Annotated in this window: 11 protein-coding genes; all 11 read left to right on the top strand. The window is 72.5% G+C overall.

Going from position 1 to position 10,057, the window contains the following annotated elements:
* Positions 1-303 (top strand): GNAT family N-acetyltransferase (locus tag AX737_RS01890; protein WP_156453471.1); only part of this gene is annotated, 303 nt, incomplete at its 5' end.
* A 106-nt stretch (positions 304-409) separates the two neighbouring features.
* Positions 410-1,441, top strand: coding sequence for a GTPase ObgE (obgE, locus tag AX737_RS01885; RefSeq protein ID WP_066918555.1), 1,032 nt, complete (start codon positions 410-412; stop codon positions 1,439-1,441).
* Positions 1,442-1,481: 40 nt separating this feature from the next.
* Complete coding sequence (locus AX737_RS32835) at positions 1,482-1,601, top strand: type II toxin-antitoxin system VapC family toxin (protein ID WP_197430419.1); 120 nt, start codon at positions 1,482-1,484, stop codon at positions 1,599-1,601.
* Entirely contained in the window at positions 1,598-2,731 is a 1,134-nt protein-coding gene (gene proB, locus AX737_RS01880) for a glutamate 5-kinase (RefSeq protein WP_066918553.1), read from the top strand. The genes AX737_RS32835 and proB overlap by 4 nt, the downstream gene beginning before the upstream one ends.
* Before the next feature lie 99 nt (positions 2,732-2,830).
* On the top strand, positions 2,831-4,132 hold the full coding sequence (locus AX737_RS01875) for a glutamate-5-semialdehyde dehydrogenase (RefSeq protein ID WP_066918551.1): 1,302 nt from the start codon (positions 2,831-2,833) through the stop codon (positions 4,130-4,132).
* Positions 4,133-4,139: 7 nt separating this feature from the next.
* Positions 4,140-4,793 carry a nicotinate-nucleotide adenylyltransferase gene (locus AX737_RS01870; RefSeq protein ID WP_082772822.1) on the top strand — a complete coding sequence of 218 codons (654 nt, stop codon included), beginning with the start codon at positions 4,140-4,142 and terminating at the stop codon, positions 4,791-4,793.
* A gap of 96 nt (positions 4,794-4,889) precedes the next feature.
* A complete protein-coding gene (gene rsfS / locus AX737_RS01865; RefSeq protein ID WP_197430420.1) occupies positions 4,890-5,243 on the top strand; it encodes a ribosome silencing factor in 354 nt (117 codons plus the stop codon).
* A 9-nt stretch (positions 5,244-5,252) separates the two neighbouring features.
* Positions 5,253-5,750: a 23S rRNA (pseudouridine(1915)-N(3))-methyltransferase RlmH gene (gene rlmH / locus AX737_RS01860; protein WP_066918549.1), complete on the top strand. Its 498-nt coding sequence runs from the start codon at positions 5,253-5,255 to the stop codon at positions 5,748-5,750.
* A 15-nt stretch (positions 5,751-5,765) separates the two neighbouring features.
* Positions 5,766-7,106 (top strand): peptidoglycan DD-metalloendopeptidase family protein, encoded by a 1,341-nt coding sequence (locus tag AX737_RS01855; RefSeq protein WP_066918547.1) that lies wholly within the window; start codon positions 5,766-5,768, stop codon positions 7,104-7,106.
* Positions 7,106-8,428 carry a S41 family peptidase gene (locus AX737_RS01850; protein WP_066918545.1) on the top strand — a complete coding sequence of 441 codons (1,323 nt, stop codon included), beginning with the start codon at positions 7,106-7,108 and terminating at the stop codon, positions 8,426-8,428. The genes AX737_RS01855 and AX737_RS01850 overlap by 1 nt, the downstream gene beginning before the upstream one ends.
* Before the next feature lie 314 nt (positions 8,429-8,742).
* Positions 8,743-9,978, top strand: a complete 1,236-nt coding sequence (locus tag AX737_RS01845; RefSeq protein ID WP_066918543.1) for a divergent polysaccharide deacetylase family protein — start codon at positions 8,743-8,745, stop codon at positions 9,976-9,978.
* Positions 9,979-10,057: the final 79 nt, after the last annotated feature.

Below are 10,057 nucleotides of genomic sequence, written 5' to 3'. Positions count from 1 at the left end.
GAGCCAGTAGCCGAGCTCGGGCTCGGCCAGCCCCACTGGGGCGGCGGCCTGATGCGCGAGGCGGTCGCGGCGCTCCTCGATGCCTACTTCGCCTATGCGGGCGGCGCGGTCGTGGCGGCCTCGGCGCGGACCGACAACCCGGCCTCGCGCCGGCTGCTGGAACGGTGCGGCTTCGTCCGGACTGTGGTCGCGACCCGCCCCTGCCCGGCGCGCGGCGGCGTGACGGTGGACCTGTTCCGCCTCGAGCGCGCGCGCTGGCTGGGCTCGGCCACGACCGGCGCCGGGGCCGCCCGCGCGGCGTGAGCGGCGGCGTGGAACCGGACGCGGAACTCGCTTCGCGTCCGGTCGCTGAGTGTATGATGGCAGGCGGAACTGGCCCCGGGGGCCGTTCCCGGAAGGATGTGTCGCCGTGAAGTTCCTCGACGAAGCCAAGGTCTATGTCCGCTCCGGCGACGGCGGGGCCGGCTGCGTGTCGTTCCGCCGGGAGAAGTTCATCGAGTTCGGCGGCCCGAACGGCGGCGACGGCGGGCGCGGCGGCGACGTCTGGATCGAGTGCGTGCAGGGCCTCAACACCCTGATCGACTACCGCTACCAGCAGCACTTCAAGGCGAAGAAGGGCGAGCACGGCATGGGCTCGAACCGCCACGGCGCCAACGGGTCCGACGTGGTGCTGAAGGTGCCCGCCGGCACGCAGGTGCTGGCCGAGGACGGCGAGACCCTGATCGCCGACCTCACCGAGATCGGCCAGCGCATCCGGCTCGCCAAGGGCGGCAACGGCGGCTTCGGCAACGCCTACTTCACCACCTCGACCAACCGGGCGCCGAAGCACGCCAATCCGGGCCTTGAGGGCACCGAGATGTGGATCTGGCTGCGCCTCAAGCTGATCGCGGATGCGGGCCTCGTCGGCCTGCCGAACGCCGGCAAGTCGACCTTCCTGGCCACCGTGACGGCGGCCAAGCCCAAGATCGCGGACTACCCCTTCACCACGCTCCATCCCGGGCTCGGCGTCGTCAGCACGGACGGGCGCGAGTTCGTGCTGGCCGACATCCCGGGCCTGATCGAGGGCGCGCACGAGGGCGTCGGCCTCGGCGACAAGTTCCTGGCCCATGTCGAGCGCTGCCGCGTGCTGCTCCACCTCGTCGAGGGCACCAGCGAGGATGCGGGCGAGGCCTACCGGCTGGTCCGGGGCGAGCTGGAGGCCTACGGCAACGATCTCGCCGACAAGCCGGAGATCGTTGCCCTCTCGAAGGCGGACGTGCTCGACCCCGAGACGCTGGAAGCCCAGGTCGCCCGGCTGACGGAGGCCGCGGGCCGCGCGCCGCTGGTGCTTTCCTCCGCCACCCGCCAGGGCGTGCAGGAGGCCCTGCGCGCGCTCGCCTCCACCATCGCGGCGGCCGCGGCCGAGGAGGCCGATGCGAACGCGCCGGCCTGGCAGCCCTGACAGCGGTGCTGCAGCAGGCGACGGGATCTACCGTTCGATCATGAGTTTCAGCGACGAATCGGTCGACGCGGTCGCATCGGTCATGCGCCTGCCCCTCCTGTTCAAGGGCGACGACTTCGTCCACACGGACATCGTCCCCGCCTACAGCCCCGCACCATGACGCCCGCCTCGACACCCGTCCTCGAAGATTTCCGCCGCATCGTCATCAAGGTCGGCTCGGCCCTGCTGGTCGACCGGGCCCGCGGACGCCTGCGGCACGCCTGGCTCGCCGCGCTCGCCGAGGACATCGCCGAGTTGCACGCCCGCGGCGTCGACGTGCTGGTCGTGTCCTCCGGCAGCATCGCGCTCGGCCGCACGGTGCTCGGGCTGGCGCCGGGCGCGCTGAAGCTGGAGGAGAGCCAGGGCGCGGCCTCGGTCGGGCAGATCGCGCTCGCCCGGCACTGGTCGGAGGCGCTCGGCCATCACGGCATCGTGGCGGGTCAGATCCTCGTCACCCCGCAGGACACCGAGGAGCGCCGCCGCTACCTCAACGCCCGCGCCACCGTGCAGAAGCTCCTCGAACTCCGCGCCGTGCCGGTTGTCAACGAGAACGACACGGTCGCCACCAGCGAGATCCGCTACGGCGACAACGACCGCCTCGCCGCCCGCGTCGCGACGATGATCGGCGCCGACGTGCTGGTGCTGTTCTCCGACATCGACGGGCTCTACACCGCCCCGCCCGGCAGCGACCCGGACGCGCGCCATCTCCCGATCGTCGAGCGCATCACCCCGGAGATCGAGGCCATGGCGGGCGGGCCCGCCTCGGAGCTGTCGCGCGGGGGCATGCGCACGAAGGTCGAGGCGGCCAAGATCGCGGTCGGCGGCGGCACCCACATGATCATCGCGGACGGGCGCGAGAAGAACCCGCTGCGCAGCGTGGCCGAGGGCGGGCGCTGCACGTGGTTCCTCTCGGGCTCGACGCCGAACGCCGCGCGCAAGACCTGGATCGCCGGCTCGCTGGAGCCCCGCGGCTGCCTCGTCATCGACGACGGCGCGGTCCGGGCGCTCCAGGGCGGTGCCAGCCTGCTGCCGGTCGGCGTGCGCACGGTCGAGGGCAGCTTCGCCCGCGGCGACGCCGTGATGATCCGCGACCTCGCCGGCCGCACGCTCGGGCGCGGCCTCGTGGCCTACGACAGCGACGAGGCCATGCGGATCATCGGCCATCCGAGCGCGCGCATCGCCGAGCTGCTCACCCATCCGGGCCGCTCCTGGATGGTCCACAGGGACGACCTCGCCCTGTTCGTGGACTAGCTCCGATGTGCGATCCGTGACTTGTTTCGCCGGATCCGGATATGCGAAGACGCGTTGCAATTGATCGGGACTCGACGTTGCGTCGACGGGGTTAGTCACGTGCCTGCTCTGAATTTGAAGTCGGATCTCGCCAATTCCGACGATCTGACGACCCTGATGGCGGGCATCGGCCGGCGCGCCCGCGCCGCCGCCCGGCAGATGGCGCTGGCCCCGGCCCAGACGAAGGACGTGGCGCTCCGCACCATCGCCGAGCGCCTGCGGGCGAGCCGGGAGGTCATCCTGCGCGAGAACGCCCGCGACGTCGCCGCCGCCAAGGCCGCGGGCCAGACCCAGGCGCTGATCGACCGGCTCACCCTCGACGAGAAGCGGCTGGAAGGCATCGCCGCGGCGGTCGAGAAGATCGGCGCACTGCCCGACCCGGTCGGGCGCCAGCTCGCCGCGATCGAGCGGCCCAACGGGCTTCTGATCGAGCGCGTCGCCGTGCCGCTCGGCGTGATCGGCGTGATCTTCGAGAGCCGCCCCAACGTCACGGCCGACGCGGGCGCGCTCTGCCTCAAGGCCGGCAACGCCGCGATCCTGCGCGCGGGCTCGGACAGCCACCGCAGCGCGGTCGCCATCGCGCAGGCGATGAGCGAGGGACTCGCCGCCGCCGGCCTGCCCGCGGACGCCATCCAGATCGTGCCGACCCGCGACCGCGCGGCGGTCGGCGCCATGCTCGCGGGCCTGAACGGCTGCGTCGACGTGATCGTGCCCCGCGGCGGGCGCGGCCTCGTCGAGCGGGTGCAGAGCGAGGCCCGCGTGCCGGTCTTCGCCCATCTCGACGGCATCTGCCATGTCTACGTGCACGGGCAGGCCGACCTCGACATGGCCCGCACCGTTCTCCTCAACAGCAAGATGCGCCGCACCGGCATATGCGGCGCCGCCGAGACGCTGCTGGTCGATCAGGCCTGCGCCGAGACCCATCTGGCGCCGCTCGTCACCGCGCTGCTCGACGCGGGCTGCGCCGTGCGCGGCGACGCGGCCGTCCAGGCGGTCGACGCGCGGGTGAGCGCGGCCAGCGAGGCCGACTGGCGCACCGAATATCTCGACGCGGTGATCTCGGCCCGGGTGGTCGATGGGCTCGACGCGGCGATCGACCACATCGAGACCAACGGCTCGCACCACACCGACGCGATCATCACGGCCAATGCGGAGGCCGCCGCCCGCTTCCTCGCCGAGGTCGATTCGGCCATCGTCACCCACAACGCCTCGACCCAGTTCGCGGACGGGGGCGAATTCGGTTTCGGCGCCGAGATCGGCATCGCCACGGGCCGCATGCACGCCCGCGGGCCGGTCGGCGTCGAGCAGCTGACCACCTTCAAGTACCGGGTCCACGGGAACGGCCAGACGCGGCCCGTCTGACGGGGCCGTGCGGCTGGTCCTGCCGCCCTCCGCACCGGGGATGCGGATCGGGCTCTACGGCGGCTCGTTCAACCCGGCCCATCTCGGGCACCGGCACGTCACGCTGACCGCGCTGCGGCGACTCGGGCTCGACCGGGTCTGGTGGCTTGCCACGCCCGGCAACCCGCTCAAGGACGCGCGCGTGCTGGCGCCGCTGGAGCGGCGCTGCGCGGAGGCCGAACGCGTCGCCGACCATCCGCGCATCGCGGTCACGGGCTTCGAGGCGAGGATCCGCGCGCGCTACACGCGGCAGACCCTGCGCTATCTCGCACGACGCAGGCCCGGCGTGCACTTCGTCTGGATCATGGGCGCCGATTCGCTGACGAGCTTCCACCGCTGGAAGGGCTTTCGCGAGATCGCCGCGACGATGCCCATCGCCATCGTGGACCGCCCGGGCTTCACGCTCACGGCACCCGCCTCCCGCGCCGCGCGGCTCTTCGCCCGGAACCGTGTCCCCGAAGCCGAGGCCCGGACGCTGCCGCTGCGCGCACCGCCGGCCTGGATCTTCCTGCACGGGCCGCGCTCCACGCTGTCGTCAACGCAGATCCGCGCAGAGATCCGCGGTGGCGCCCGGCGCCCGAACGGCGTATTGCAATCGGCTTCCGAACCCTCCACCTTCTGAAGCCTACCGCTCCGGCGGGACCGAACGTAGTTATCAGGAATCGTGACGCTGTCCGAGACGAGCCACAACGGGGCGCAGCAGCCCGAGACCGCCGCGCTGGAGCGGATCGACGATCTGAGGACGCTCGCGCTCGGGTGCCTCGAGGAGATGAAGGCCGAGGAGACGATCGCCATCGATCTCGCCGGCAAGACCTCCCTTGCCGACACCATGATCATCGCGTCCGGCCGCTCGCAGCGCCATGTCGGCTCGATCGCCGACAAGATCCTGCAGGAGATGAAGGCGAAGGGCTTCGGCAACGCCCGGGTCGAGGGCCTGCCGGCCTGCGACTGGGTGCTGATCGATGCGGGCGACGTGCTGGTGCACATCTTCCGCCCCGAGGTCCGCGGCTTCTACAACCTCGAGAAGATGTGGGGCGCCGACCGCCCGGCGGGCCAGGCGCTCGCCGGCTGACGCCATCCCGTGCGCCTCCTTGTCGCGGCGGTCGGGCGGCTGAAGGCTGGGCCCGAGCGGGATCTGGCCGATCGCTACCGCGAGCGCGCCGCCCAGGTCGGGCGCGGGCTCGGCGTGCCGGCCTGCGACATCTTGGAAATCCCCGAGAGCCGGGCGCGGCGCGCCACCGACCGCTGCGCCGAGGAGGCGCAAGGCCTTCTCGCCCACCTGCCGCCGAGCGGCGTTCTCGTCGCCTACGACGAGCGCGGGCGCTCCGATCTCGCGAGCGAGCGCATCGCCGAGCGGATCGGCTCCTGGCGCGACGCGGGACGGCCGGCGTTGACGATCGTGATCGGCGGCGCGGACGGCCACGATGCCTCAATTCGGACGCGGGCCGAGCTGATCCTCTCCTTCGGGGCCGCCACCCTCCCCCACGGACTCGTGCGCGTGCTCGTCCTCGAACAGATCTACCGCTCCATGACGATCCTCGCCGGGCATCCCTACCATCGCGGCGACGTCGGCGCCTGAGGGCCCCATCGCCGCATGACGCCCGCTCTCCGCGCCCTCTCCCTCACGTTTCTGGTCGTCCTTGCGGCAGCGCCCGAGCGCGCCCGGGCCCAGGAAGCGAAGGGCGAGACCAAGGGCGCCGCCGACCCGGACCGCATCCGCAAGGCCGAGGCGGAGCGCGACGGTCGCGCCGAGAACCTCAAACGGATCGAGGAGGCGCTTGCCGCCAGCGGCAGTGCCCGCGCCCAGGCCGAGGCCGAGATCAGCGAGATCGGGCGCGATCGCGCGAAGTTGAACGCGGCGCTCCTCGATGCCGGACGGCAGGCGCAGGCCACCGAGGACCGGATGAACCGGCTGGAGGAGCGTCTCAGGACGCTCGGCGACAGCGAGGCGGCGATCCGCCGCTCGCTCGACGCGCGGCGCGGCGTCATCGCGGAGATCCTGGCGGCCCTCCAGCGCATGGGCCGGCGCCCGCCGCCGGCCGTGCTGGTCAACCCCGAGGACATGCTCCGGGTGATCCGCACCTCGATGCTGCTCGGCGCCGTGGTGCCGGAGCTGCGCGGCGAGGTCGATACGCTGGCGGGCGACCTCACGGAGCTCGTGCGCCTGCGCGGCCTCATCGCCTCCGACAAGCAGGCCCTGCAGAACGACCTCGCCGGCTGGGCTCGCGAGCGTCTGCGTCTCGACACGCTGGTCGCGGCCCGGCGGACCCGTCAGGCCGAGCTGGAGACCAGCGTCGCCGCGGAGCGCGCGCGCGCGGCCGAACTCGGCAACCAGGCCCGCAGCCTGAAGGACCTGCTCGACCGGGTGGAATCCGAGGTCGCCGCCGCCCGGCGCGCGGCCGACGCGGCCAAGGCCGCCGAGGAGCGCGAGGCGCGCGCCACGCAGGAGCGCTTCGCCGCGGCCGGCTTCCGCGATCCCGCCCGGCTCGCCCCGAAGGTGAAGTTCGTGGATGCCCGCGGCGATATCCCGCGGCCCGTCGTGGGCCGCCTCGTGCGCGGCTTCAACCAGCCCGACGGCAACGGCGGGTTGACGCGCGGCATATCGCTCTCGACCCGCGCGAAGGCTGTCGTCGCCTCTCCGGCGGACGGCTGGGTGGCCTTCGCGGGACCCTTCCGGTCCTACGGGCGTCTCTTGATCATCAACGCGGGCGATGGCTACTATCTCTTGCTCGCGGGGATGGATCAGATCGGCGTCGAGGTCGGCCAGTTCGTGCTCGCAGGAGAGCCGGTGGGCAGCATGGGCGAGGGAAGCGTGGCCCAGGCGGCAACTGACCGGACCGATCCGGTTCTGTACGTCGAGTTCAAGAAGGACGGGGGCTCCATCGACCCGGAGCCCTGGTGGGCGAAGAGCCCAAGCGAGAAGGTTCGCGGCTAATGCGCAAGACTTCCCTCATCATGCTCGGCGCGTTCCTGGGCGCCGGGACATCGATGGTCGCGACCCAGACCGACTTCCTGTCGGGCCCGCGCGCCGTCGCAGCCTCCGCCGAGACCTATCGCCAGCTCAGCCTGTTCGGCGACGTGTTCGAGAAGGTGCGGACCGACTACGTCGAGAAGCCCGAGGAGTCGAAGATGATCGAGGCGGCCGTCAACGGCATGCTGACCTCGCTCGACCCGCACTCGAGCTACATGGACGCCAAGGCGTTCCGCGACATGCAGACCACGACCCGCGGCGAGTTCGGCGGGCTGGGCATCGAGGTCACGATGGAGGACGGCCTGATCAAGGTCGTCACCCCGATCGACGACACCCCGGCCTCGAAGGCGGGTCTGCTGGCCAACGACGTGATCACCCAGATCGACGAGGATCAGGTCCAGGGCCTCACCCTGAACCAGGCCGTCGACAAGATGCGCGGGCCCGTGAACTCCGCCGTCAAGCTGAAGATCAGCCGCAAGGAGGCGAAGGACCCGATCGAGGTCACGCTGACCCGCGACGTGATCAAGATCCGCCCGGTGCGCTCGCGCGTCGAGGGCGGGGACGTCGGCTACGTCCGCCTGACCCAGTTCAACGAGCAGACCTTCGACGGCCTGCGCACCGCCGTGGACAAGCTCTCCGGCGAGATCGGCAACGACAAGCTCAAGGGCTACGTGATCGATCTGCGCAACAACCCGGGCGGCCTGCTCGACCAGGCCGTGCTGGTCTCCGACGCCTTCCTCGACCGCGGCGAGATCGTCTCGACCCGCGGGCGCAACCCGGACGAGACGCAGCGCTTCTCGGCCAAGGCCGGCGACATCACCAAGGGCAAGCCGGTGGTGGTGCTGGTCAACGGCGGCTCGGCCTCGGCCTCCGAGATCGTGGCCGGCGCCCTGCAGGATCACAAGCGCGCGACGATCCTCGGCACGCGCTCCTTCGGCAAGGGCTCGGTGCAGTCGATCATCCCGCTCGGCGGCTCGGGCGCGCTCCGTCTCACCACGGCGCGCTACTACACCCCGTCCGGACGCTCCATCCAGGCGAAGGGCATCGAGCCCGACACCGAGGTGCTGCAGGACGTGCCGGACGAGCTGAAGGGCAAGGACGAGACCAAGGGCGAGGCCGGCCTGAAGGGCCACCTCAAGCAGAAGGATACCGAGGAGCGCGGCGGATCCTCCGCCTATGTCCCGCCGGACCCGGCCAAGGACAAGCAGCTCACCGCGGCGATCGATTTCCTGCACGGCATCCAGAAGGGCGCGTCGAACACCCAGAAGCCGAGCCTGCCGAACTGATCGGCGGGATCGGGTAAGACGAGGAGCCCCGTCCGGCGCGAGCCGGGCGGGGTTTTTTCGTCGTCGCGCGCTCTCCCTCCCCCGCAGAGGGGGGAGGGAGAGCGCGGAGGGTACCGGAACGCGTTGTGTGACTCCGGTAACCTCCGCGGGGGCGGGAGATGCGGCGCGCTTCGGGCCGACGCCCCGCGGTGCCCCCTCGATCGACACGCATGCTCGGGTCGACGCGTTGAGAGAAAATTAACCCTGCGGGCCGGCAATACGGGGGTAGCCCGCCCGCGCCTCGCGGAGTCGGCGCGGCCCCTGTCGAGACGCCGGTGAGCGAGACCTCCGACGATATCCTGACGCGTCCCCTCGGGATGGCCGAGCCGAAGAGCCGGGCCGAGCGGATCCGCGCCCGGCTGCGCGGGCCGCTCAGGGCGCGCACGGTCCTCGGCGGCGGCGCGGCGGTATTGGCGCTCGGCGCGGGCGCGCTCGTCGCCTTCGGCGACCCGCAGGGGGGTGAGCCGAGGGTCACCGTGGCGATCACCCTGCGCGAGCCGGCTCCCGCCCCGCAGGTGGCGCAAGCTCCGGCCGCTGCGCTCGCACCGGAGCCGGACACCCCACCGCCGCGGGCGCAGCGGAGCGCCGAGGAGGTCGAATCGGCCTCGGGCGTCACCGTGGTTCGGCCGAGCGGCACGGGGGCGCCGAGCGAGGCGGTGGTGATCCGCGTGCCCGCGCCCGTCGCCCAGCTCGCGCCCGCGCCCGATCCGCGCCTCACCGACCGCGGGCGGCACGGCGCCTTGCCGAAGCTCGGCGAGGGGCGGCTTCGCGCCCTCGACGTCTACGCGCGGCCCGAGGAGCCGGGCCAGGGGCCCCGCATCGCGATCCTCGTCACGGGTCTCGGCATCGGCCAGGCGGCGACGGCCGCCGCCATCACCAAGCTGCCGCCCGCCGTCAGCCTCGCCTTCGCGCCCTACGGCGGCGAGGTCGAGCGCGCCGCCGCCCGCGCCCGTGCGGCCGGGCACGAGGTGCTGCTGCAGGCCCCGATGGAGCCCTTCGACTATCCCGACAGCGATCCCGGCCCCCAGACCCTGCTCACCGCCCTCAAGGGCGCCGAGAACGCCGACCGCCTCGCCTGGGCGATGAGCCGGTTCGCCGGCTATGTCGGCGTGGTGAACTTCATGGGCGCCAAGCTGATGGGCGACGCCGCCGCCTTCGAGCCGGTGCTGCGCGAGATCGGCGCCCGCGGCCTCGGCTTCGTGGACGACGGCACCGGCGCCCGCCCGGTCGCGCCGGGACTCGCCCAGAAGGCGCGGGCGCCGCTCGCGCGGGCCGACATCGTCCTCGACGCGGTAGCGCGGCCCGATGCGATCGACCGCGAGCTGGCCCGGCTCGAGGCGCAGGCCCGCGCCAAGGGCTTCGTGCTGGCCTCGGCCAGCGCCCTGCCCGTCACGATCGAGCGCATCGCCCGCTGGACACGCGACCTCGAGGCCCGCGGCCTGCGCCTCGTGCCGGTGAGCGCGGCCCTGCGGAACCAGTCGGCGGACAGCCGCGTCTCGAAGGCGGAGTAGCGCGGCCTCCCGGCCGTTGCGGCCGGTGCCCGCCCTCCCTATGGTCCCGCGCGATGACGAGCGCCCCCCTCCTCGGCCA

It is taken from the genome of Methylobacterium sp. CCH5-D2 (genome assembly GCF_001556475.1).
In the GTDB taxonomy this organism is placed as follows: domain Bacteria; phylum Pseudomonadota; class Alphaproteobacteria; order Rhizobiales; family Beijerinckiaceae; genus Methylobacterium; species Methylobacterium hispanicum.
Note: the sequence above shows the minus strand (reverse complement) of the source record. Positions and strands in the feature narration are given on the sequence as shown.

Excerpts from the sequence above, each read along its gene's own strand:
- AX737_RS01850 (WP_066918545.1), top strand. The coding sequence starts at position 7,106 with ATGCGCAAGACTTCCCTCATCATGCTCGGCGCGTTCCTGGGCGCCGGG.
- AX737_RS32835 (WP_197430419.1), top strand. The coding sequence starts at position 1,482 with ATGAGTTTCAGCGACGAATCGGTCGACGCGGTCGCATCGGTCATGCGC.
- proB (WP_066918553.1), top strand. The coding sequence starts at position 1,598 with ATGACGCCCGCCTCGACACCCGTCCTCGAAGATTTCCGCCGCATCGTC.
- AX737_RS01855 (WP_066918547.1), top strand. The coding sequence starts at position 5,766 with ATGACGCCCGCTCTCCGCGCCCTCTCCCTCACGTTTCTGGTCGTCCTT.